Annotated in this window: 20 protein-coding genes and 1 riboswitch; of the genes, 15 read left to right on the top strand and 5 right to left on the bottom strand. The window is 69.5% G+C overall.

Annotated elements, in window-relative coordinates; all coding sequences use genetic code 11:
* Positions 1 to 23 precede the first annotated feature (23 nt).
* The 4 genes from cysD to AC07O4_RS04340 are packed head-to-tail and all read left to right on the top strand — an operon-like array spanning position 24 to position 3,721.
* Entirely contained in the window at positions 24 to 977 is a 954-nt protein-coding gene (gene cysD / locus AC07O4_RS04355) for a sulfate adenylyltransferase subunit CysD (RefSeq protein ID WP_307588654.1), read from the top strand.
* A complete protein-coding gene (locus AC07O4_RS04350) occupies positions 977 to 2,314 on the top strand; it encodes a sulfate adenylyltransferase subunit 1 (protein ID WP_495303843.1) in 1,338 nt (445 codons plus the stop codon). Before cysD ends, AC07O4_RS04350 begins: the two co-directional genes overlap by 1 nt.
* Before the next feature lie 43 nt (positions 2,315 to 2,357).
* Positions 2,358 to 2,687, top strand: a complete 330-nt coding sequence (gene fdxA, locus AC07O4_RS04345) for a ferredoxin FdxA (RefSeq protein WP_062472491.1) — start codon at positions 2,358 to 2,360, stop codon at positions 2,685 to 2,687.
* A complete protein-coding gene (locus AC07O4_RS04340; RefSeq protein WP_495303842.1) occupies positions 2,645 to 3,721 on the top strand; it encodes an NAD(P)/FAD-dependent oxidoreductase in 1,077 nt (358 codons plus the stop codon). The genes fdxA and AC07O4_RS04340 overlap by 43 nt, the downstream gene beginning before the upstream one ends.
* On the opposite strand, the gene AC07O4_RS04335 is transcribed toward AC07O4_RS04340, so the two are convergent.
* Positions 3,708 to 5,009 (bottom strand): aspartate aminotransferase family protein, encoded by a 1,302-nt coding sequence (locus tag AC07O4_RS04335; RefSeq protein WP_495303841.1) that lies wholly within the window; start codon positions 5,007 to 5,009, stop codon positions 3,708 to 3,710. The two genes, AC07O4_RS04340 and AC07O4_RS04335, sit on opposite strands and share 14 nt — an antisense overlap.
* 115 nt (positions 5,010 to 5,124) lie before the next feature.
* On the opposite strand from AC07O4_RS04335, the gene AC07O4_RS04330 reads away from it, so the two are divergent.
* Complete coding sequence (locus AC07O4_RS04330; protein WP_495303840.1) at positions 5,125 to 5,865, top strand: TetR/AcrR family transcriptional regulator; 741 nt, start codon at positions 5,125 to 5,127, stop codon at positions 5,863 to 5,865.
* On the opposite strand, the gene AC07O4_RS04325 is transcribed toward AC07O4_RS04330, so the two are convergent.
* Positions 5,849 to 6,766, bottom strand: a complete 918-nt coding sequence (locus AC07O4_RS04325) for a LysR family transcriptional regulator (protein WP_062472484.1) — start codon at positions 6,764 to 6,766, stop codon at positions 5,849 to 5,851. The genes AC07O4_RS04330 and AC07O4_RS04325 overlap by 17 nt on opposite strands.
* A gap of 84 nt (positions 6,767 to 6,850) precedes the next feature.
* Here AC07O4_RS04325 and AC07O4_RS04320 point away from each other — a divergent pair, with 84 nt between their 5' ends.
* The 3 genes from AC07O4_RS04320 to AC07O4_RS04310 are packed head-to-tail and all read left to right on the top strand — an operon-like array spanning position 6,851 to position 10,085.
* On the top strand, positions 6,851 to 7,882 hold the full coding sequence (locus AC07O4_RS04320) for a Bug family tripartite tricarboxylate transporter substrate binding protein (RefSeq protein ID WP_495267522.1): 1,032 nt from the start codon (positions 6,851 to 6,853) through the stop codon (positions 7,880 to 7,882).
* A complete protein-coding gene (locus AC07O4_RS04315; RefSeq protein ID WP_495303839.1) occupies positions 7,879 to 9,105 on the top strand; it encodes a Rieske 2Fe-2S domain-containing protein in 1,227 nt (408 codons plus the stop codon). Before AC07O4_RS04320 ends, AC07O4_RS04315 begins: the two co-directional genes overlap by 4 nt.
* Before the next feature lie 5 nt (positions 9,106 to 9,110).
* Positions 9,111 to 10,085 (top strand): PDR/VanB family oxidoreductase, encoded by a 975-nt coding sequence (locus tag AC07O4_RS04310; RefSeq protein ID WP_495303838.1) that lies wholly within the window; start codon positions 9,111 to 9,113, stop codon positions 10,083 to 10,085.
* Here the strand turns inward: AC07O4_RS04310 and AC07O4_RS04305 are convergent.
* Together AC07O4_RS04305 and AC07O4_RS04300 are read right to left on the bottom strand one after the other, a co-directional pair.
* Positions 10,059 to 10,619: an adenylate/guanylate cyclase domain-containing protein gene (locus AC07O4_RS04305; protein WP_495304021.1), complete on the bottom strand. Its 561-nt coding sequence runs from the start codon at positions 10,617 to 10,619 to the stop codon at positions 10,059 to 10,061. The two genes, AC07O4_RS04310 and AC07O4_RS04305, sit on opposite strands and share 27 nt — an antisense overlap.
* Before the next feature lie 1,496 nt (positions 10,620 to 12,115).
* Positions 12,116 to 12,892 (bottom strand): enoyl-CoA hydratase, encoded by a 777-nt coding sequence (locus AC07O4_RS04300; protein WP_495303837.1) that lies wholly within the window; start codon positions 12,890 to 12,892, stop codon positions 12,116 to 12,118.
* 136 nt (positions 12,893 to 13,028) lie between these two features.
* Here AC07O4_RS04300 and AC07O4_RS04295 point away from each other — a divergent pair, with 136 nt between their 5' ends.
* Entirely contained in the window at positions 13,029 to 13,484 is a 456-nt protein-coding gene (locus AC07O4_RS04295) for a MarR family winged helix-turn-helix transcriptional regulator (RefSeq protein ID WP_495303836.1), read from the top strand.
* Between the two features lie 110 nt (positions 13,485 to 13,594).
* Positions 13,595 to 13,699: riboswitch (TPP riboswitch) on the top strand.
* A 76-nt stretch (positions 13,700 to 13,775) separates the two neighbouring features.
* Positions 13,776 to 15,116, top strand: a complete 1,341-nt coding sequence (locus AC07O4_RS04290; protein WP_495303835.1) for a purine-cytosine permease family protein — start codon at positions 13,776 to 13,778, stop codon at positions 15,114 to 15,116.
* On the opposite strand, the gene thiD is transcribed toward AC07O4_RS04290, so the two are convergent.
* Positions 15,061 to 15,909, bottom strand: a complete 849-nt coding sequence (thiD, locus tag AC07O4_RS04285) for a bifunctional hydroxymethylpyrimidine kinase/phosphomethylpyrimidine kinase (RefSeq protein WP_495303834.1) — start codon at positions 15,907 to 15,909, stop codon at positions 15,061 to 15,063. The genes AC07O4_RS04290 and thiD overlap by 56 nt on opposite strands.
* 35 nt (positions 15,910 to 15,944) lie before the next feature.
* Here thiD and AC07O4_RS04280 point away from each other — a divergent pair, with 35 nt between their 5' ends.
* Genes AC07O4_RS04280 through AC07O4_RS04260 form a run of 5 tightly spaced genes read left to right on the top strand, consistent with a single transcriptional unit; the run spans position 15,945 to position 21,210 of the window.
* A complete protein-coding gene (locus AC07O4_RS04280; protein ID WP_495303833.1) occupies positions 15,945 to 17,051 on the top strand; it encodes an FAD-dependent oxidoreductase in 1,107 nt (368 codons plus the stop codon).
* 17 nt (positions 17,052 to 17,068) lie between these two features.
* A complete protein-coding gene (gene thiS, locus AC07O4_RS04275) occupies positions 17,069 to 17,266 on the top strand; it encodes a sulfur carrier protein ThiS (RefSeq protein ID WP_062472460.1) in 198 nt (65 codons plus the stop codon).
* A gap of 37 nt (positions 17,267 to 17,303) precedes the next feature.
* Complete coding sequence (locus AC07O4_RS04270; protein WP_495303832.1) at positions 17,304 to 18,116, top strand: thiazole synthase; 813 nt, start codon at positions 17,304 to 17,306, stop codon at positions 18,114 to 18,116.
* On the top strand, positions 18,113 to 19,072 hold the full coding sequence (thiE, locus tag AC07O4_RS04265; protein ID WP_495303831.1) for a thiamine phosphate synthase: 960 nt from the start codon (positions 18,113 to 18,115) through the stop codon (positions 19,070 to 19,072). The genes AC07O4_RS04270 and thiE overlap by 4 nt, the downstream gene beginning before the upstream one ends.
* Positions 19,069 to 21,210 carry a TonB-dependent siderophore receptor gene (locus AC07O4_RS04260; RefSeq protein WP_495303830.1) on the top strand — a complete coding sequence of 714 codons (2,142 nt, stop codon included), beginning with the start codon at positions 19,069 to 19,071 and terminating at the stop codon, positions 21,208 to 21,210. Before thiE ends, AC07O4_RS04260 begins: the two co-directional genes overlap by 4 nt.
* Positions 21,211 to 21,284 lie beyond the last annotated feature (74 nt).

Here is a 21,284-nt window from a genome sequence, read left to right as displayed (position 1 = left end):
CTCCGCCTCCAGGACCCCATCCGATGAACGCCCGTACCGAAGCCGACCTGCTGCAGCCGCCCATGCATTCACCCGCGAACCTGTCCAACACGCACCTCGACGCGCTGGAAGAAGAAACCATTTTCATCCTGCGCGAAGTGGCTGCCGCCTTCGAGCGCCCCACCCTGCTGTTCTCGGGCGGCAAGGACTCGCTGGTGCTGCTCAAGTGCGCTGAAAAAGCCTTCGGCGTCGGCCGCATTCCCTACCCGCTGCTGATGATCGACACCGGCCACAACTTCCCCGAAGTGACGGCCTACCGCGACCAGCGCGCACAGGAGCTGGGCGCCGAACTCATCGTGCGCAGCGTCGAAGACTCGATGAAGCGCGGCACCGTGCGCCTGGCCCATCCCGGCGAGTCGCGCAACGCGCACCAGTCGGTGACGCTGCTCGAGGCGATCGAAGAATTCCGCTTCGACGCGCTGATCGGCGGCGCCCGCCGCGACGAGGAAAAGGCCCGCGCCAAGGAGCGCATCTTTTCGCACCGCGACAGCTTCGGCCAGTGGCAACCCAAGGACCAGCGCCCCGAGCTGTGGACGCTGTTCAACACGCGCCTGGCTCCTGGCGAGCACTTCCGCGTGTTCCCGATCTCGAACTGGACCGAGCTCGACGTGTGGCAATACATCGAGCGCGAGAACGTCGGCCTGCCGTCGATCTACTACACGCACAAGCGCGAAGTGGTCGAGCGCCGCGGCCTGCTGGTGCCCGTGACCGAACTCACGCCGCCGCGCGACGGCGAGACCGTGCAGGTGCGCGACGTGCGCTTTCGCACCGTGGGCGACATCACGACCACCTGCCCGGTCGAGAGCCTGGCTGCGGGTGCGGGCGACGTGGTGCTGGAGACGCTGTCGGTCGACGTCAGCGAGCGCGGCGCCACGCGCATGGACGACATGACCTCCGAAGCTTCGATGGAAAAACGCAAGAAAGACGGTTACTTCTGATGAGCGCAACGATCGCAACCCCCGCCACGTCCGACGTCCACGGCGACACCGGCACCGCCCTGCGCTTCATCACCTGCGGCTCGGTCGATGACGGCAAGAGCACGCTCATCGGCCGCCTGCTGGTCGACAGCAAGACCGTGCTGCAGGACCAGCTGGCTGGCGTGCAGCGCGGCGGCGAAACCGACCTGGCCCTGCTGACCGACGGCCTCTCGGCCGAGCGCGAGCAAGGCATCACGATCGACGTGGCCTACCGCTACTTCTCGACCGCCAAGCGCAAGTTCATCATCGGCGACGCGCCGGGCCACGAGCAGTACACGCGCAACATGGTCACGGCCGTCTCGGCCGCCGACGCGGCCGTCGTGCTGGTCGATGCCACCAAGCTGGCCTGGGCCGCCGAGGTCGAAGACGGCACCGTGGTCAAGCGCGAGCTGCTGCCGCAGACGCGCCGCCACACGCTGCTCGCCAACCTGCTGCGCGTGCAGTCGATCGTGTTCGCGGTCAACAAGCTCGACGCCATCGACGACGCCGCCCTCGCCTTCGAGCGCATCTCGACCGCGCTGAACGCCTTTGCCGAAGCGGCCGGCGTGAAGGTCGCGGCCATCGTGCCGATCTCGGCCCTCAAGGGCTGGAACGTGGCCACGCGCCATGCCGACTGGGTCGGCTACGAAGGCCCGAGCCTGCTCGAGCTGCTCGAAGACCTGCCCGTGACCGCGCAGGACGAAGCCGTGCCCTTCGCTTTCCCGGTGCAGTGGGTCGAGAAATTCTCGGCCTCGGCCGACACCACGCAGGGCCGCCGCGTGTTCTGGGGCCGCGTCGCCTCGGGCCATGTGGAACCCGGCCAGCGCGTCACGGTGCTGCCCAGCAACCAGACCGCCACCGTGGCGCAGGTGCTGAGCCACACGCGCCAGCCCAAGACCGTGCATGCGGGCCACAGCGCCGGCATCGTGCTCGACCGCGAACTCGACGTGTCGCGCGGCGACTGGCTGCTGGCACCCGAGGCCTTCGAGCCCGTGCGCGAGATCACCGCCACCGTGGCCTGGCTCGACGACGAGCCGCTGGTTGCGGGCCGCGTGTACTGGGCGCTGCAGGGCCACCGCTGGGTCAAGGCCAAGGTGGCGCGCATCGTCGATCGCGTGAACATCACGACCCTCGAATCCGAGCCGGCGACCCAGCTGGAGGCCAATTCCATCGGCGATGTGGTGCTCGCGCTGCAGCAGCCGCTGGCCGTGCTGCCCTTCGCCCAATCGCGTGCCCTGGGGTCGCTGGTGCTGGTCGATACGGCCTCTCATCGCACCTCCGCCGCCGTGCTCGTGCAGCCGCCCGCCGCAAAGGCCTAAAATCTAGGGTTTTCCAGCCCCTTCTCCTGACGCTAAAAGACAAATGACCCACGTCGTCTCCGAAGCCTGCATCCGTTGCAAATACACCGACTGCGTGGACGTTTGCCCCGTCGACTGTTTCCGCGAAGGTCCCAACATGCTGGTGATCGACCCGGATGAATGCATCGACTGCGCCGTCTGCATCCCCGAATGCCCGGTCAATGCGATCTACGCCGAGGAAGACCTGCCGGCCGACCAGATCGCCTTCATCAAGCTGAACGCCGAGCTGGCCCTGGCCGACGGCTGGAAGAGCATCACCAAGCGCAAGCCCGCCCTGCCCGAAGCCGAGGAGTGGAAGGACAAGACGGGCAAGATCTCGGAGCTGGTGCGCTGAGCCAGGCGCCCGCACCGATCGAGACCGACGCGCTGATCATCGGCGCCGGTCCGGTCGGCCTGTTCCAGGCCTTCCAGCTGGGCCTGCTCGAGATTTCCTGCCACATCGTCGATGCGCTGCCCGCCGCGGGCGGCCAGTGCGTGGCGTTGTACGGCCACAAGCCGATCTACGACATTCCCGGCACCCCGGTCACCAGCGGGCGCGATCTGGCGCAGTCGCTGTTGCAGCAGGTGGCGCCATTCAAGCCGCAATTCCACTTCGGCGAGCAGGTTTCTACGCTGGCCCGCCAGGCCGATGACCGCCTGCTGCTGACCACCTCGGCCGGCACCGCCTTCCTCGCGAAGACCGTGTTCATCGCGGCCGGCGTCGGCGCCTTCGTGCCCAAGCGCATCGCAGTCGACGGCATCGGGCAGTTCGAAGGCTCGACGCTGTTCTATCACCCCGATTCGCTCGACCGCTTCGCCGGCCAGACGGTCGTGGTCAACGGCGGCGACGACATCGCGCTGGAAACCGCCATCGCCCTCACGGCCCTGGCCAGGCAGGTCACGCTGGTCCACCGGCGCGACGGCTTCCAGGCCGACGAGGCGAACGTAGCCGCCATGCGCGCCCTCGTGGCCGACGGCAAGCTGGCCTTCCGGGTCGGCCAGCCGAGCGCCTTCGACGGCAAGCAACTGCAGATCACCACGCCCAACGCCACCACGGTCGAGCTTCCGCTCGATGCGCTGATCGCCTGCCTGGGCATTTCGCCGCGCCTGGGCCCCATCGCCGACTGGGGCCTGGAGCTGGAGCGCAAGCAGGTGCCGGTCGACACCGAGAAGTACGAGACCCGCGAGCCCGGCGTGTTCGCGGTGGGCGACATCAACACCTACCCGGGCAAGAAGAAGCTCATCGTCTGCGGCTTCCACGAGGCGACGCTGGCCGCCTGGGGCGCTGCCGCGCGGGTGTTTCCCGGCAAGGCGATCCCGCTGCAGTACACGACCACCAGCACGCGCCTGCACGAGCTGCTGGGCGTGGCGGGCACTACCCCGCGCTGAGCAGCAACGGCCGGTAGGCCTCGATGAAGCTGCCCACGGCGGCGACGTAGCGGTCGATATCCTGCGCCGACAACGGCAGCGAGAGCACGACGAATCCGCGCGGCGAGGTGTAGACCCCCTCACTCAGCAGGTGGAAGAACAGCAGCTGCCGCAAGCGCCCGTCCACCGCCGCCAGGTCGGCCACGCGCCGCACCTCGCCCCGCAGGAAATGCGCATTCATGAGCGAGCCCACGCCGGTGAACTGCATCGCGACACCTTCGCGTTCGCACAGCACGTTGAGCCGTGACCGCATCGCCTCGCCGCGCTCGGCCAGCGCCCCCGCCGCCTCGGGCGTGAACAGCTGCGTGAGGCCCGCGTAGCCGGCCGCCATCGTCATCACGTTGTTGTTGAAGGTGCCCGAGTGCGCGAGCGCGCCGGTGCGCGGATCGAACTGCGCCATCACGTCGGCCCGCCCACCGAAGGCGCCGAAGGACATGCCACCACCGATGTACTTGCCCAGCGTCGTGAGGTCGGAGCGAATGCCCAGCCCGTTCGCCAGCCCGTGCGGCCCGAGCCGCGACGTCATCACCTCGTCGAAGACCAGCAGCGCGCCGACCCGCGTGGCCCCGTCGCGCAATGCCTGAAGGAAATCGCGCCGCCCCGGAATGCAGCCGCTCGCGCCCTGCATCGGCTCGACCAGGATGGCGGCGATGTCCGCGCCGTGCGCGTCGATCTGCGCGCGCGCCGTGTCCGCGTCGTTGTAGGGCAGCACGAGGAAGTCGAAGGGCACGGTCGTCGGTGACGGCTGGTCGCCGAAGCCAAGCACGCCGCCGTGATAACCGCCCGAGAACACCACGATCTTGCGCCGCCCCGTGAAGCGCAGCGCGGCCGTGAGCGCCATCAGGTTCGCCTCGGTGCCCGAGTTGGTGAAGCGCAGCTGCTCGACCTGCGGGAAGCGTTCGCAGATCGTCTGCGCGAGCCGGCCTTCGAGCAGGTTGTGACCCGTGAGGTTGATGCCGCCCTGCATCGCCTCGATGACCGCCTCGCGGATCTCGGGGGCCGAATGGCCGTAGACGCCGGCCGTGTACTCCGCGATGAAGTCGGTGTAGCGATGGCCGTCCGCGTCCCAGAGCGCCGCGCCTTCACCTTTGGCGATGGTGAGCGGGAACGGCGCATAGAACAGCACCGAGCGGCTGTTGGCGCCGGGCATGTAGCGCGTCTGTGCTTCGAAGCGGCGCAGGCTTTCCGGGTTGCCGTCGGTGAAGCGTTGATGGGCCTGGGCCAGGGCCTGGTCGATGGCGGTCGTCATGGGAGACATCCTTTGGGAGTGGAACGTGCCGGGAGCGCCCGGCCCGTTTAATTGATCAATGCTCAATTAATAATATTTATACAATCAATTCACCCGCTGCACAATGGCCGCATCCATGAAGAAAAAAGCCCCCGAGCCTCGCCCCCGGACGGCCGGCCGCCCTGCCGGCGGTGCGGCACTGTCGAAGCAGCGCATCGCCGAAGCCGCGCTGGCACACATCGACGCCTTCGGCCTCGGCGCCTTCAGCATGCGCGAGATCGCGGCGCAGCTCGGCGTGTACCCGGCCACGGTGCACTGGCATGTCAGCACGCGCGAGGCCCTGCTGGCCGAAGTCGCCGCCACGGTCATGGCGCAGGTCACGCCGCCCAAGGGCACGCTCGCCTGGCAGGACTGGATCACTGAGTTGTTCCACCGCTGCCGCGCCGCGGTGCGGCAGCACCCCAACGTGGCGCAGCTGCTCGGGGCGCAGCTGGTGTCCAACGGCAGCCTGCCGACCGAGCTGGTCGAAGGCGTGCTGGCGGCGCTGACCGAGGCCGGCTTCGACGGCGAGCCGCTGCGCGAGGCCTACAACTGCGTGATCGCCGCGATGCTGGGCTTCCTGACAATGGAGTTTTCGCCCCTGCCTGCCGACAACACGCAGGCCTGGGCCGAAGAGCTGCGCGAGCGCGTCCACACGATCCGCCCGCTCGACCATCCCGTGCTTTCGCACCACCTGCCGCAGCTGGCCAACAAGGCCTTCATCCTGCGCTGGGACAACGGCACCACCGTGCCGCTCGACAGCAGCTTCGAGCGGCACATCCAGATCACGATCGACGGGTTGGAGGCTTTCGCGCGCAGGCTCAAGCCGGCGCAGTGAGCGCGATGCGCAGCAGCGCGTCTTTCAGCCACAGCACGCCCGCGTCGGAATTCGAGCGCCGGTTCCAGCAGACGACCGAGCGGTAGCCCGGCAGCTCGAAGGGCAGCGGGTGCACCGCGAGGCGATCGCGAAAGCGCTCGGCCACGCGCAGCGGCAGCACGGCCACATGGTCGGTCTGCGCCAGCAGGTCGACGATCTGGCCGAAGCTGGTCATCGCCACGCGCATGCTGCGCGTGCGCCCTTGCCGCGCCAGCACCTGATCGATGAGGTCGTCCAGCGCCGAGCTGCCGTAGCCCAGGAACACGTGCGGTGCTTCGCAGAAGGCATCGAGCGTGGCGGCCTCGCCCAGCGTCGGATGGCCGCGGCGCACCGCGACCACGTAGCGGTCCTCGTACAGCAGCGCCGATTCGCAATCGCTCGGCGGCTGCAGGCGCGGCAGCACGGCCACGTCGAAGTCGCCCTTGCGCAGGCGCTCGGTGAGCGTGAGGAAGGAGCTGGTCTCCCAGTGCAGGCGGATGCGCGAGCCGCAGGCCGCGAGTTCGTTGGCGAGCGTGGGCAACAGCAGGTGGCTGGCGTAGTCGCTGCCCGAGATGCGAAAGATGCGCTGCGACGCCGCCGGCTCGAAGCCCTCGCCGGGCTCCAGCATCGCCGACAGGTCGGCCAGCACGCGCTCGACCTGACCGGCCAGCGCATGGGCGCGCGCGGTGGGCTCCACGCCGTGGGCCGTGCGCGTGAACAGCGGATCGCCGAAGGTGTCGCGCAGCCGGTTGAGCGAAGCGCTCACCGCCGGCTGGCTCAGGAAGAGCCGGGTCGCCGCACGCGACACGCTGCGTTCGCGCATCAGGGCATCGAAGGTCCGCAGCATGCCGACGTCGAGGCTGCGGATATCACGTTGGGCCATATCTCATATTCAAAGCTTCGAATTGCCCGCGGGGCAGGCTGTCCGTATCGTCCAGCGCACAAGTACAACACGACTGGAGACACGATGAATCGGTTCAGACCCTCGCCGCCCGAAGCACATGCGGCGGACAAGAAGTGCACCGCGCGCCGCCATGCACTCGGTGTGCTCGGTGCCGGCATCGCGGCCCTCGCCGCCGGCCCCGCCTTCGCGCAACCCGCGCCCTTTCCCAACCGCGTGGTGCGCATCGTGCCCTTCGGCTCGCCCGGCGGACCGATGGACGCCATCGCCCGCGTCTATGCCGAGAAGCTCAAGGCGCGCTGGAACCAGCCGGTGATCGTCGAGGCCCGTCCCGGCGCCAGCGGCACCATCGCGGCCGACGCCGTCGCCAAGGCCGCGCCCGACGGCTACACCGTGCTGCTCACGCTGCCGCTCACGCACATCAACAACGTGGTGCTGCAGCCCAAGCTGCCCTACGACCCGGTGAAAGACTTCGAGCCGCTGTCGCAGCTGGCCACGGGCGGCCCGATGCTGATCGCCCGTGCCTCGGCGCCCTTCTCCACCGTGCGCGAATTCGTGGCCTACGCCAAGGCGCATCCCGGCGTTTCGTACGGCACCTGGGGCAACGGCTCCAACGCGCACCTCTTCGGCGAACTGCTGGCGCGCCAGAACCACATCGACCTGGTGCACGTGCCCTACAAGGCCGAGGCCGCCGCGCACAACGACATGTTCGGCGAAGCGCTGGGCGTGGCCTGGGCCAACCCCGCGACCGCACGCGGCCTCGCACAGGCCGGGCGCATCAAGGTGCTGGGCATCACGGGCCGCCAGCGCGTGCGCTCGATGCCCAACGTGCCGACCTTCACCGAACAGGGCTTTGCAGGTTTCGACCTCGACAGCTGGATCGGCGTGTATGCGCCCGCCCGCACGCCGCAGCCCGTGCTCGACGAATGGTCGCTCGCGCTGCGCGAGATCACGAAGCTGCCCGACATCCAGGAGCGGCTGGCCGGCTACGGCTTCGAGCCGCTGGGCAGCACGCCCGCCGAATTCCGTGCCGGCTACAAGGCCGACTTTCCCCGCGTGGCGGACCTGATCAAGGCCGCAGGAGTCACCCCCGAATGAGCGCCGTCGCCCCCCCTTCCGCCACGTCCGAGTGGCAACCCATCGCCTTCGACACCGGCACCGCCTACGGCCGCAAGGCGCCGAGCCACAAACCCGAGCTGACCGAGGTCGGCGCGGGCACGCCCATGGGCGAGTTGCTGCGCCGCTACTGGCATCCCATCGGCCTGGCCGCCGACGCCACCGACACGCCGCGCCAGGTGCGCGTGCTGGGCGAAGACCTCATCCTGTTCCGCGACAAGAAAGGTCACGCGGGCCTTGTGCACTGGCGCTGCGCGCACCGCGGGGCCTCGCTCTACTACGGGCGCGTGGAAGAAGAAGGCATCCGCTGCTGCTACCACGGCTGGATGTTCGACGTGCAGGGCCACTGCGTCGAGCAGCCCTGCGAACCCGACGGCGGTGCGCGCAGCCGCGGCCGCGTGCGCCAGCCCTGGTACCCGGTGCAGGAGCAATACGGCCTGGTCTGGGCCTACCTCGGCCCGGCCGACAAGAAGCCCGTGCTGCCGCGCTACGACTGCCTCGAAACCATGGACGACGGCGAGACCCTGGAAGCCGACGGCAACAGCATCGGCGGCGGCGGGCCGCAGGTCATTCCGTGCAACTGGCTGCAGCACTACGAGAACGTGGCCGACCCCTTCCACGTGCCCGTGCTGCACGGCAGCTTCAGCGGCACGCAGTTCGTGGCGCTCATGGGTCAGATGCCCGACGTGAGCTTCGAGAGCACCGAGACCGGCGTGACGATCACCTCGATCCGCACGCTCGAGGACGGCAGCACCTTCCGCCGCGTGGCCGGCCCCGTGCTGCCGACGCTGCGCGTGGTGCCCAACCCGCGCGTGGCCGCCTACGGGCGCGTCGAATCGATCGGCTGGGTGCTGCCGATCGACGACCACAGCTTTCGCATCTACACCGTCGGCCGCGTGAAAACCCCGGGCGATCTCGCCCGCGTGCGCTCGCGCCTGAACGGCAAGCTGTGGGAAGAGCTGAGCGAGGCCGAGCACCGCGCCTTCCCCGGCGACTACGAGGCGCAGGTGAGCCAGGGCGCCATCACGGCGCATTCGGAAGAGCACCTGGCCTCGTCCGATCGCGGCATCGTGATGCTGCGCCGGCTGCTGCAACGCCAGCTCGACGCGCTGCGCGAAGGCCGCGACCCGGCCGGCGTGAGCTTCGACCCCGCGGCGCCGCCGGTGCAGTTCGAGGCCGGCAACTTCCTCGTGCCCAAGGAATGAATGGCGTGTCGAGCGGCGCAGGCATCGCGGTGCGGGTGGCGCGCAAGACGGTCGAGGCCGAAGGCGTGGCCGGCTTCAGGCTGGTACCCGTCGATGGCGAGCGCTTGCCGGCCTTCACGCCAGGCGCGCACATCGACGTCTCATTGCCCGGCGGGCTGGTGCGCCAATATTCGCTGTGCAACGCATCGGCCCCTGGCGACGAGGGGCACTACGAAATCGGCGTGTTGCGCGGCGCCGCCTCGCGCGGCGGTTCGCGGGCGATGCACGACGCCGTCCATGAAGGCTCGGTGTTGCAGATCGGCCTACCGCGCAACCTCTTCGCGCTCGACGAAAGCGCAACGCACAGCCTGCTGCTGGCCGGCGGCATCGGCGTGACGCCGCTGCTGTCGATGGCGCAGAGACTGGCCACGCTGGGGGCCGACTTCGCGCTGCACTACTGCAGCCGCTCGGCGGCGCGCGCGCCCTACCGGCGTCGGCTCGAAGACAGCACGTTCGCGGACAAGGTGTTCTTTCACCACGACGACGGCCCGCCCGCGCAGCACCTCGACCTCGCCACCACCCTCGGCAGTCCGGCTCCGGGCAAGCACGTCTATGTCTGCGGCCCCTCGGGCTTTCTCGAGGCCGTGCGCACGACAGCGCGCGCCCTGCACTGGACGGACGCGCAGGTGCACTTCGAATCGTTCTCCGGCGCCGCACCGCCGGCCGATGGACAAGGCAGCTTCGAGGTCGAACTGCACCGCTCCCGCCGCGTCGTCCGCATCCCCGCGACGATGACGGTGCTGGACGCGCTCGCCGCCGAGGGCATCGAGATCCCGGTCTCGTGCGCGCAGGGCGTCTGCGGCACCTGTCTCACGCGTGTGCTCGCAGGCGAGGTCGCGCACCACGACCTCTACCTGACACCCGCCGAGCAGGCGGCCAACGACTGCTTCCTGCCCTGCTGCTCGCGGGCCCGCTCACCGAGGTTGGTGCTCGACCTCTAGCAGCTCGTAGAGCACCATCCGCGTCTGCCGCCCCCGCAGTTCGATCTGCTCCTCGATGCGCCGCGTGGCGAGGCGCCCGCCCAGGCCTTCGAAGGTCGCCTCGGACATCAGTGTGCGCGTGCCCAGCTGCTTGTTGGTGCCCTCGATGCGGCTGGCCGCGTTGATCACGTCGCCCAGCGCCGTGTAGGACAGCCGGTCGCTCGAGCCGAGCACCCCGGCAATCACGACGCCGGTGTGCATGCCGATGCGCGTGCGAAAGGGCTGCAGGCCCTCGGCCTGCCAGCGGCGGTTGAGCTCGGTCATCTCGGCGTGCAGTTCGAGCGAGGCCGCGCAGGCGCGGTACTCCGCGTCGGGCAGGTCGGTGGGCGCGCCCCACAGCACCATGATGCCGTCGCCCATGAACTTGTCGATCACGCCGCCGTGGCGCGCGAACACGCGGGTGGCGAGGTTGAAGTAGTCGGTGAGCTGCCGCATCAGCACATCGGCCGGCATCGATTCCGCGATGGCCGTGAATCCTTCCACGTCGGTGAACATCGCGGTGATGCGACGCGGCGACCCGTTGGGTTCGAGGGCATGCCCTTCGGCGATGAGCTGGCGGATCACGTCCACCGGCACGAACTTGCGAAAGGCCTGCAGGCTGCGCGCGGATTCGTCCAGCGCCTGGTTCAGGTGCTGGATCTCGAGCACGCGGCTCGACTCGCGCGGCAGGTCGTCGAGCTCCAGCCGCCCGATGCGCCGCGCCGTGCGCGAGAGACTTTCGATGGGCGCGGTCACCAGCTTCGACAGGCGCAGCGAAATGAAGAGCGCGATCGCCAGGAACGCCAGCACCAGCAGCAGCGACCACAGCACGTTGCGATGCAGCGCACCCAGCAGCGCCTCTTCGGGCTCCCAGCTGACCAGATGCCAGTCGGTGGCCGGAATGCGCGAGGTCTGCACCTGGTAGTGGGTGCCCTCGTGCACGAGGGCAAAGGCCATGTCCTCGGTCCAGCCGCGGCTGCCGTTGGCCAGCATGTGGGTGTGCAGCGCACCGAGCACGCCCTCGTCCGGGTCTTCGAGCACGCGCACGGAATGCGGATGGTCGCTGCGCGCGATCACGTGGTGGTCGGCGCTCAACAGCGCGCTGTGGCCGTGGCCCGTGCCACCGAACAGGCGCACGAGGTTGGAGAGATGCCCGAGCGACACGCTGGCGACCGCCACGATCGTCTGCGTGACGCCCTCCTCGTCCTGCCGCCGGCTCGGCCGCGCGTGGCTCACGCCGAGCTCCTTCATTGAGGGCAGCACGAAGGGCGCGGTCCACACGGCGCGCTGCGCTTTCTCGGCCTGCGTGAACCAGTCCTGGTGCACCGGGTCGTCTTCGCTGCGAAAGGCCTCGATGCGCGTGGTCTCGTAGCGCCGCCGCGGGTCTTCGTCGTCGTCGCTGTCGGGCGGCGACTTGTACTCCCAGGTCTCGGTGGTGAAGTCTTTCTCGCGCAGCACCTGCCGCACCACCGACACGGGGTGGCGCATGGCCATCAAGAAATGGCCGTCGTCGCTGCCCACGCCGATGCTGTCGATTTCGGGTGTCTGTTCCAGCGCGGCCCAGAGCAGCTCGGCGGTCTGCTCGCCGTCGTGGCCCGCCGGATGCAGGTCGGGCGTGTGGGCGATGGCGCGCACCAGGCCCTCGGTCTTGGCCAGGAAGGCGAGGATGTTGTCTTCAACCCGGTCATGATTGACCTTGTGCGCCGACTCGCCCACTTTCGACACCAGCTTCTCCGCGCCCCAGTAGCCGAAGGCCACCAGCAGCAGCGACTGCAGCAGCGCGACCGCGCAGATGATGGTGCCGACGTCGACGCGGAAGCGCCTCAGCCGCGCGTGGGGTGCGGGCGATGAGGCCGGTGGTTCCGGGTGCTTGCGGTCGTCTGTCATGTGCGGGGAGCCTCCAGGGCATTCGAAGGCGCCCTCGTGGCGGAGATTCTCACCCGGGCCGTGGGCCCGCGGACCGGCGCATCACGGGTCGGCCGACATCTGGACGATGACCGGCCCGCTTGCCGCTACGCCGCAGTCTTTGAGAAATCAGGGGCCCGCTTCTCGGCGAACGCCGTGAAGGCTTCGCGCGCTTCGGGACTCTGAAGGCGCTCCACGAACTGTGCGCCTTCGAGGTCCATCTGGGCTGCAACGGCGGCGCCTTGCTTCATCAGGCCCTTCGTCAGCTTCAACGAGCCCGCGGCACGGCTGGCGAGCAGCTCGGCAACCTTTTGCGCCTCGCCGTGCAGGTCCGACACGGGCACGACCCGGTTCGCGATGCCCCAGGCCAGGGCCTGCGCAGCGGACACCGGCATGCCCAGCGCGAACATCTCGTAGGCGCGAACATGGCCGATGCGGGCAGGCAGCAGCAGGCTCGACGCCGCCTCGGGGACCAGCGCCAGATTGACGAACGGCGTGGACAGCAGCGCATCTTCAGCAAGCACCACGAAGTCGCAATGCAACAGCAAGGTGGTCCCCACGCCGACTGCGCGCCCGTTGACCGCCGCGATCAGCGGGCGTGTCGAACTCACCAGTGCACGCAGGAAGCGAGCGACATGGCGTTCTTCGTTGTCGGCCTTGCCGGCAGCCACGGCAGCGAATTCGCCCAGGTCGTTGCCCGAGGTGAACATGCCGCCTTCGCCTCGAATCACGATGGCCCGCACGGACGGGTCGCTCTCGGCGCCTGCGATGGCATCGGCCAGGCGGCCATACATCGCATTGGTCAGAGCGTTCATCTTCTCCGGCCTGGCCAGCGTGAGGGTCAGGACACCCTGGGTGGATTCGACGGTCACGTATTCGGTCATAGATTCTCCTGGTTGCCCTCTCGCACCGTGCGAGAGGGATGGCATTTAATTCGTATGCGAAGTATATGCTTCGCTTGCGAAATAAATACGGATAAGATGTAACCTGCAGCGCCTTCGCCCAGGCCACAGGAATCCGATGAAAGCTCAAAAAAAATACAGGCTGGTGTTTCTTCTGAACGTCGCCCAGCGGGCGGTGCAGCGCTGGAAAGAAACCCGCGGCGACGCCCTGCCCGCGCTGTCGGCAGCCCAGGCCGGTACGATGTTTTTCCTGTCGGCCAACGATGGCGCCCTGACGGGAGAAGTCGCGCAGGCACTGAACATCGGTGCCCCGGCCATGTCCGGCCTTGCCGCCCGGCTCGAAAAGGCCGGCTACGTGACCCGCGCGCAAGACCCGAACGACGGGCGCGCATTCCGCCTGTACCAGACCGAGGAAGGACGGCTTGCCGGACAGCGTGCAAAGGCCGGGCTCGGCGCGTTGAACGCACGGCTGACCCAGGGTTTCAGCGACGAAGAGATGGCAATCGTCGGCCGGTGGCTCGAATCGGTGGTCGAGAATTTTTCCGCCGAGGGCGCGGGAAAGCACGAGGAATAGGCCCTCGGCCCCGGCACGCCATCGGTGCGGCGGGTGCAAGGCCCGCCGTGGCCGGATTCTTCCGTGCGCAGGAACTTTTCGGTGCGTCTGCGACACACGCGCCTAAAATGACATTTCGCTAGGGGTGCTGCGCCGGTTTCGACCGGTGTGGCTGAGAAAGTCCCTTTGAACCTGACTGAGGTAATCCTCGCGCAGGGAAGCTGGTCCGGTGGCCTGTCGCGTTGTCTCGCGCGACGGCCACGCCACTGGAGCCTCGCCCACCTGCCAAACCTTTTGCACTGGAGCAAACGGATGGCACACAACGACAACGACAGTTCCGCTTCGTCCGGCAACGAAGCGCTCACGCCCCTGCCCGCCGCCCGGCGCGTCTTCGGCTGGCACGACCACGCCTCGCTGTGGTTCAGCCTCGGCGTCGGGCTGCTGGTGATGCAGATCGGCGCCTACCTGGTGCCGGCCGTGGGCACGCGCGACGCGGCGCTGGCGATCGTGCTGGGCTCGCTGCTCGGCGCCGGGCTGCTGGCCTGGACGGCGCGGCTGGGCTGCGAAACCGGGCTGGCCAGCGCCGGACTGATGCACGCCACCTACGGCAGCGCCTTCGCGCGGCTGCCGGTGCTGCTCAACATCGTGCAGCTGGTGGGCTGGACCACCTTCGAGCTCGTGATCATGCGAGAAGGCACGCAGGCCATCGGGCAGCAGGCCTTCGGCCCCGCGCTGGGCACGGCCTGGGGCGGCGTGCTGACCACGCTGCTGTGGGGCGCGGTGCTGCTGGCGCTGCTGGCCGGTTCGATGGTGAAGCTGGTGCGCCGCTTCGTGAGCCGCTTCGGCCTGCCGCTGGTGGTGCTGTCGCTGCTGTGGCTCAGCTGGCAGTTCGCCACGCAGCTTCACGCCAAGGGCCTCGACGCCTTCTGGGCACGGCCGGGCAACGGCAGCATGGGCATGTTCAGCGCGCTCGACCTGGTCATTGCGATGCCGGTGTCATGGCTGCCGCTGGTGGCCGACTACGCGCGCCACGGCAAGCGCAGTGCCGCCGGTGGTCTGGGCAGCGCGTTCAGCGGCACCTGGATCGGCTACGCACTGGCCAACATCTGGTGCTACGCGCTGGGCGTGATGGTGGTGAGCGTGGCCGAGCCGGGCACCAGCCTGGTCATGGCGCTGCTGCTGGCGCAGGGCGGGCTGGTGGCGCTGGGCCTGATCCTCATCGACGAACTCGACAACGCCTATGGCGACGTGTACTCGGGCTCGGTGTCCACGCACAGCCTGCTGCCGCGCTGGAGCGTGAAGCGCTGGGGCCTGCTGCTGGCGGTGCTGTGCATCGGCCTCGCGCTGGTGCTGCCGATGCACACGCTCGAACCCTTCCTGCTGCTGCTGAGCTCGGTGTTCGTGCCGCTGTATGGCGTGATCCTGGGGCGGCTGGGCAGCGGCCACGCCGTGTCGGCAAGCGGCACGCGCACCATCGACTGGGGCGCGGCGCTGATCTGGCTCGCGGGCATCGCGGCCTACCACGTGCTGGCCAAGTGGGCGCCGCAGTTCGGCTCGGCGCTGCCGACGCTGGCGGCGACCTTCGTGCTGGCCTGGCTCAGCCGGCCGACAGCGGCACGCGGTGGGTCGGCACTGGCGCAAAGCCGTGGTTGAGCGGACCGTGGCCCGCGCCGACCAACACATCCGCACCGGCGCTCATCGCGCCGAGGATGTACGCGCGTGCGCGCTCGACCGCCTCGGGCAGCGCCAAACCCAATGCCAGGTGCGCGGCGATGGCCGACGAGAGCGTGCAGCCGGTGCCGTGCAGGTTGCGGCTGGCGATGCGTTGCGACGCGAGCCGCTTGCGCGCGCCGCTGCGCTCCAGCAGCACGTCGACCACCTCGTCGCCCGGCAGGTGGCCGCCCTTGAGCAGCACGGCCTTGGCGCCGAGCGCGAGCAATTCGTCGGCCGCGCCGTCGAGCGCGTCGATGCCGCCGATGGCATGGCCGACCAGCAAGGCGGCTTCGTCGAGGTTGGGCGTGACCACCACGGCGCGCGGAAACAGCTCGCGCACCAGCACCTGCACGGTCTCGGCCGCGATCAGGCGGTCGCCGCTGGTGGCGATCATCACGGGGTCGAGCACCACGTTCTTCAGCTGGTAGCGGTCGATGGCCCAGGCCACCACCTCGACCACCTCCGGCGCGTGCAGCATGCCGAGCTTGACGGCGTCGACGCCGATGTCTTCCACCACGGCCTGGATCTGCGCTTTCAGGAAATCGGGCGGCACGCCGTGGATGCCCGAGACACCCACCGTGTTCTGCGCGGTGAGCGCGGTGATGGCCGTCATGCCGTAGCAGCCGAGGGCCGCAAAGGTCTTGAGGTCGGCCTGGATGCCGGCGCCGCCGCCGCTGTCCGAGCCGGCGATGGAGAGCACGCGTGCGTAGCGCTGGGTGGGTGCTTGGGTCATGTCGAAAATTATCGGCGAGCCGACGGAGGTGCCGCATGAGCACACCGCATCCCCTGCCTTTCGGCTCGGCGGCGATCCTCGGCGCGGGCCTGATGGGCCGCCTGCTCGCGGTCGAGCTGGCGCGCGCCGGCTGCCGCGTCGACCTGTACGAAGCCGGCAGCCCCGAAGCCGAAGGCGCGGCCGCGCGCGTGGCCGCGGCCATGCTCGCGCCGCTGGCCGAATCGGCCGTGGCGCCGGTGTCGGTCGTGCGCATGGGCCAGCACGCGCTGTCGCGCTGGCCCGAGCTGCTGGCGCCGCTGGCGCAGCCCGTGTTCTTCCAGCGCGAAGGCACGCTGGTGCTGTGGCACCGGCAGGACGCCGCCGAGGCCACGCGGCTCGCGGGCGTGCTGGCGCGCACCGGCGCGCAGGTGCCCGAACTCGCGCCGATGCAGGCGCTCGACACGCCCGCCGCCATCGCCGCGCTGGAGCCCTCGCTGGGCACGCGCTTCGCCCGTGGCCTGTACCTGCCGGGCGAAGGCCAGCTCGACAACCGTGCGCTACTGGCGTCGCTGCGCGCCACGCTCGAAGCCGATGCGCGCGTGACGCTGCACTGGCAGTCGCCGCGTGCGCCCTCCGACTTTTCGCCCGGCACGCCAGGCCAGCCCGACTGGGTGATCGACTGCCGCGGCCTCGGCGCCAAGCCGCAATGGAACGCGCTGCGCGGCGTGCGCGGCGAGGTGATCCGCGTGCATGCACCCGAGGTCACGCTGCAGCGCCCCACGCGCCTTGTGCATCCGCGCTACCCGCTGTACATCGCGCCCAAGCCCGACCACCTGTTCGTGATCGGCGCGACCGAGATCGAGTCGGACGACCTGTCGCCCGCCAGCGTGCGCTCCACGCTCGAGCTGCTGAGCGCGGCCTACGCGGTGCACAGCGGCTTTGCCGAGGCGCGCATCGTCGAGATCGCGACGCAATGCCGGCCCACGCTGCCCGACAACCTTCCCGCCATTCGCCAGCCGCAGCCGCGCGTGCTGCAGATCAACGGCCTGTACCGCCACGGTTTCATGATCGCGCCCGCCCTGCTCGACGCGGCGATGGAACTGCTGGCGCAAGGCAGCTCCACGATCGCACGCGGCTTCGGCATGGACGTGCCCGACGCATGACGACAACGACGACCCCGATGAACATCCTGATCAACGACAAGCCCTGCACGCTGCCCGAGGGCGCGCTGCTCGCCGATGCGCTCGCCGTGCTGCAGGCCGTGCCGCCTTTCGCGGTGGCGGTGAACCGCGAGTTCGTGCCGCGCTCGGCCTATGCCACGCACCCGCTGCACGCCGACGACCGCGTCGAGGTGATCCGCCCGGTGACCGGCGGCTGAACGACACCACAGAGACAAGACGATGGAGACGACAACCATGACCACCCCTGCCGATCCCCTGGTCCTCTACGGCCAGACCTTCCACAGCCGCCTCCTGCTCGGCACCGCGCGCTACCCGTCGCCCGACGTGCTCGAAGCGGCTGTACAGCGCGCGAAGCCCGCGATGCTGACCGCCTCGCTGCGCCGCCAGACCGCCAGCCAGGGCTCCGGCAACAGCGACCTCGGCAACGGCTTCTGGGAGCTGCTGCGCAAGCTGGCCGTGCCGGTGCTGCCCAACACCGCCGGCTGCCACAGCGTGCAGGAAGTGATCGCCACCGCGCAGATGGCGCGCGAGCTGTTCGACACGCCGTGGATCAAGCTCGAGCTCATCGGCGACGACTACACGCTGCAGCCCGACACGCTGAACCTCGTCGATGCGGCATCGCAGCTGATCCGCGACGGCTTCCACGTGCTGCCGTACTGCACCGAAGACCTGGTGCTGTGCCAGCGCCTCGTCGATGTCGGCTGCCAGGCCGTGATGCCCTGGGCCGCGCCCATCGGCACGGGGCGCGGGCCGGTCAACCCGTATGCGCTGCGCCTGCTGCGCGAGCGGCTGCAGGTGCCGATGCTGGTCGACGCGGGCCTCGGCCTGCCCTCGCATGCGTGCCAGGTGATGGAGTGGGGCTACGACGGCGTGCTGCTCAACACCGCCGTCGCGCTCGCACAGGAGCCGGTCGCCATGGCCGGCGCGTTCGCCGATGCGGTACAGGCCGGCCGCGCCGCCTACCGCGCCGGCGCGATGGCCGCGCAGGACGCCGCGCAGCCCAGCACGCCCGTGCTCGGCACGCCCTTCTGGCACCACGCACCATGAACAACATCGATACCGCCAACGCCCGCGCCGTAGCGCAAGCCATCGTCGCGGCCCACGGCTTGCGCTTCGGCGCCGCCACGTCCGCGCCCGTGAGCGGCTCGCCGCGCTTTACGTCTGACGACGCCATCTACCGCGGCGCGAAGCAGGCCTGCACCGCACTCGGCTTCATCGAGATCGATGCCGAATGCCTCGCTCATGCGTGGCGTGCGCAGACCGAACGGCTCAGCCAGTTCGACGCATCGGCATGGCCCGATGCGCCGGTCGATTTCGGCATGGGCCCGTTTCCGCCGACCGTGCGCGCCGACGCCTTTCCGCCCTGCCCCGAACGGCTCGGCCTCTACGCCGTGCTGCCCGACGCGGCATGGGTCGGCCGCATGGCGCGCGCCGGCGTGCCGACGGTGCAGCTGCGCTTCAAGTCGGACGACGCCGAGGCCGTCGCGCGCGAAGTGCAGGCCGCCGTCGACGCGGTGCGCGGCACCGATGCGCTGCTGTTCATCAACGACCACTGGCAGGTCGCCATCGCGGCCGGCGCCTACGGCATCCACCTCGGACAGGAAGACCTCGACGCGCTGTCGCCCGATGAACTGCAGCAGCTGCGCGCCTCGGGCCTGCGGCTCGGCGTGAGCACCCATGGCTATGCCGAGATGGTGCGTGCCGACGCGGTGAGCCCGAGCTACATCGCGATGGGCGCCATCTACCCGACCACGCTCAAGAAGATGGCGACCGCGCCGCAGGGCGTGGCGCGGCTCGCGGCTTACGCGCGGCTGCTGCGCGGCTACCCGCAGGTGGGCATCGGCGGCGTCGATGCCGTGCGGCTGCCCGAGGTGCTCGCCACCGGCGTCGGCTCGGTCGCCGTGGTGCGCGCGCTGGTCGCCGCCGACGACCCCGAGGCCACGGCCGCGCAATGGATGACGGCGATGCACGCCGCCCCCGGTTCCCCTGAACGCACAGAATGAACGCTCGACTTTTCTCGCACTCCCCGCTTTCGCGCGCGCTTGCCGCCGCCCTTCTCACTTTCGGTGCTTGCGGCGCGCATGCGCAATCGCAGTCGCAGGCCTTGCCCGAGGTCACCGTGAACGACGGCGCCGCCGCGCCGCAGGCCGAGATCAGCGGCTTCGGCGACGTGCCGCTGCGTGAGCTGCCGCTGTCGGCCACCATCATCGACAGCCAGCAGCTGCGCAGCAGCGGCGCACGCCGCCTCGCCGACCTGACGCAGTTCGACGCCTCGGTCACCGACGCCTACAACTCGGCCGGCTACTGGGACTACCTCACGGTGCGCGGCTTCGTGCTCGACAACCGCTTCAACTACCGGCGCGAGGGCCTGCCGATCAGCGCCGAGACGGCGATTCCGCTGGACAACAAGGAGCGCATCGAGATCCTGCGCGGCACCAGCGGCATCCAGGCCGGCACCAGTGCGCCGGGCGGGCTCGTCAACTACGTCGTCAAACGCCCGACCGAGCAGGAGCTGCGCACCATCCGCCTCGAAACTACGAGCCGCGGCAGCGTGCTCAGCGCGCTCGACTTCGGCGGGCGCTTCGGCGAGAACCGCCAGTTCGGCTACCGACTCAACGTGGCCGGCGAAAAGCTCAAACCGCTCACGCACAACCTCGACGGCAGCCGCCGTCTCTTCTCGCTCGCGGCCGACTGGCGCATCACGCGCGACTCGGTGCTCGAGTTCGAGGTGGAGCAAAGCCACAAGCAGCAGCCGAGCCAGAACGGCTACAGCCTGCTGGGCAACACGCTGCCCCGGCCGGTCGATCCGCGCATCAATCTGAACAACCAGCCGTGGTCGCAGCCCTCGGTGTTCAAGGCACTGACCGGCACGGTGCGCTTCAGCCAGGCACTGAATGCCGACTGGCGCTGGAGCGCGCAGATCGGCCAGCAGCGCCTGAAGACCGACGACCGGCTGGCCTACGCCTTCGGTTGCGGCGCCGAAGGCAACTACGACCGCTACTGTTCCGACGGCACCTTCGACGTGTACGACTTCCGCAGCGAGAACGAGCGCCGCACGCAGACCGCGGGCAGCCTGAACCTCAAGGGCAACGTGATGACGGGCAGCGTGCGCCACGAGCTGGGCTTCGGCCTGCTGCAAAGCCGCGTGCGCAACCGCTTCCAGGACCAGGCCTACAACTACGTCGGCACCGGCAACATCTGGGCCACCGCGATGACGCCGGCCGACCCGCGCCTGACCGACGCCAACACCAACCGCAACGAGCGCTCGACCGAGCTGTCGGTGCAGGACGCGATCCGCTGGAACGACCGCTTCACGACCTGGATCGGCGCGCGGCACACGCGGCTGTCACGCGACAGCATCCGCACCGACGGCTCGCGCCCCACCGGCTACAGCGACAGCATCACCACGCCGTGGATCGCGGCCAGCTACACGATCCAGCCCGGGTTGCTCGCCTATGCGAGCTGGGGCAAGGGCGTCGAATCGCAGGTCGTGCCGAACAAGAGCTCGCAGTACGCGAACGCGGGCGAGGCGCTGCCCGCGCTGCAATCGCGCCAATGGGAGCTCGGCCTGAAGGGCGGCGACGCGGCGTTCAACTGGCAGCTCGCGTGGTTCGACATCTCGCGCCCGATGACCAACCTCGACCTGTGCGGCGCGTTCTGCACGGTGCGCAACGACGGCCGCGCGGTGCATCGCGGCCTCGAGGCCGGCGCGCAATGGGCCGGCGGCCCTTGGCGCCTGGGCGGCAGCGTGGCGCTCATCGACGCCAAGCGGCGCGGCAGCACGACCGCGCCCGAACTCAACGGACAGGCGCCCACCAACGTGCCCAAGCAGGTGCTGCGCGCGCAGGCCGCGTACCGCTTCGCGTCGGTGCCGGGCCTCGAGCTCGCGGGACAGCTGTCGTACGAAGGCCGCCGCAACGTGCTGCCCGATGGCTCCATCCGGCTGCCGTCGTGGACGCGCCTGGATGCGGTGCTGCGCTACGACACCAAGCTGGCCGGCATGGCCACGAGCTGGACGCTGGCCGTCGACAACCTGTTCGACCGCCGCTACTGGAAGGAATCGCCCTACCAGTTCAGCCACGTCTACCTGTTCCCAGGTGCGCCGCGCACGCTGCGCCTGGGCGTGAGCATCGCGATGTGACGACATGAGTGGGGTGCTTCGTCTTCGTCATCGCGGCGTCGTTGCCACGAATTCGTTGCACCGGCGCCGCGTTG

It is taken from the genome of Variovorax sp. GW821-FHT09D04, from assembly GCF_059416405.1.
Note: the sequence above shows the minus strand (reverse complement) of the source record. Positions and strands in the feature narration are given on the sequence as shown.

Excerpts from the sequence above, each read along its gene's own strand:
- cysD (WP_307588654.1), top strand. The coding sequence starts at position 24 with ATGAACGCCCGTACCGAAGCCGACCTGCTGCAGCCGCCCATGCATTCA.
- AC07O4_RS04350 (WP_495303843.1), top strand. The coding sequence starts at position 977 with ATGAGCGCAACGATCGCAACCCCCGCCACGTCCGACGTCCACGGCGAC.
- fdxA (WP_062472491.1), top strand. The coding sequence starts at position 2,358 with ATGACCCACGTCGTCTCCGAAGCCTGCATCCGTTGCAAATACACCGAC.
- AC07O4_RS04335 (WP_495303841.1), bottom strand. The coding sequence starts at position 5,009 with ATGACGACCGCCATCGACCAGGCCCTGGCCCAGGCCCATCAACGCTTC.
- AC07O4_RS04330 (WP_495303840.1), top strand. The coding sequence starts at position 5,125 with ATGAAGAAAAAAGCCCCCGAGCCTCGCCCCCGGACGGCCGGCCGCCCT.
- AC07O4_RS04325 (WP_062472484.1), bottom strand. The coding sequence starts at position 6,766 with ATGGCCCAACGTGATATCCGCAGCCTCGACGTCGGCATGCTGCGGACC.
- AC07O4_RS04320 (WP_495267522.1), top strand. The coding sequence starts at position 6,851 with ATGAATCGGTTCAGACCCTCGCCGCCCGAAGCACATGCGGCGGACAAG.
- AC07O4_RS04315 (WP_495303839.1), top strand. The coding sequence starts at position 7,879 with ATGAGCGCCGTCGCCCCCCCTTCCGCCACGTCCGAGTGGCAACCCATC.
- AC07O4_RS04305 (WP_495304021.1), bottom strand. The coding sequence starts at position 10,619 with ATGTTCACCGACGTGGAAGGATTCACGGCCATCGCGGAATCGATGCCG.
- AC07O4_RS04300 (WP_495303837.1), bottom strand. The coding sequence starts at position 12,892 with ATGACCGAATACGTGACCGTCGAATCCACCCAGGGTGTCCTGACCCTC.
- AC07O4_RS04295 (WP_495303836.1), top strand. The coding sequence starts at position 13,029 with ATGAAAGCTCAAAAAAAATACAGGCTGGTGTTTCTTCTGAACGTCGCC.
- AC07O4_RS04290 (WP_495303835.1), top strand. The coding sequence starts at position 13,776 with ATGGCACACAACGACAACGACAGTTCCGCTTCGTCCGGCAACGAAGCG.
- thiD (WP_495303834.1), bottom strand. The coding sequence starts at position 15,909 with ATGACCCAAGCACCCACCCAGCGCTACGCACGCGTGCTCTCCATCGCC.
- AC07O4_RS04280 (WP_495303833.1), top strand. The coding sequence starts at position 15,945 with ATGAGCACACCGCATCCCCTGCCTTTCGGCTCGGCGGCGATCCTCGGC.
- thiS (WP_062472460.1), top strand. The coding sequence starts at position 17,069 with ATGAACATCCTGATCAACGACAAGCCCTGCACGCTGCCCGAGGGCGCG.
- AC07O4_RS04270 (WP_495303832.1), top strand. The coding sequence starts at position 17,304 with ATGACCACCCCTGCCGATCCCCTGGTCCTCTACGGCCAGACCTTCCAC.
- thiE (WP_495303831.1), top strand. The coding sequence starts at position 18,113 with ATGAACAACATCGATACCGCCAACGCCCGCGCCGTAGCGCAAGCCATC.
- AC07O4_RS04260 (WP_495303830.1), top strand. The coding sequence starts at position 19,069 with ATGAACGCTCGACTTTTCTCGCACTCCCCGCTTTCGCGCGCGCTTGCC.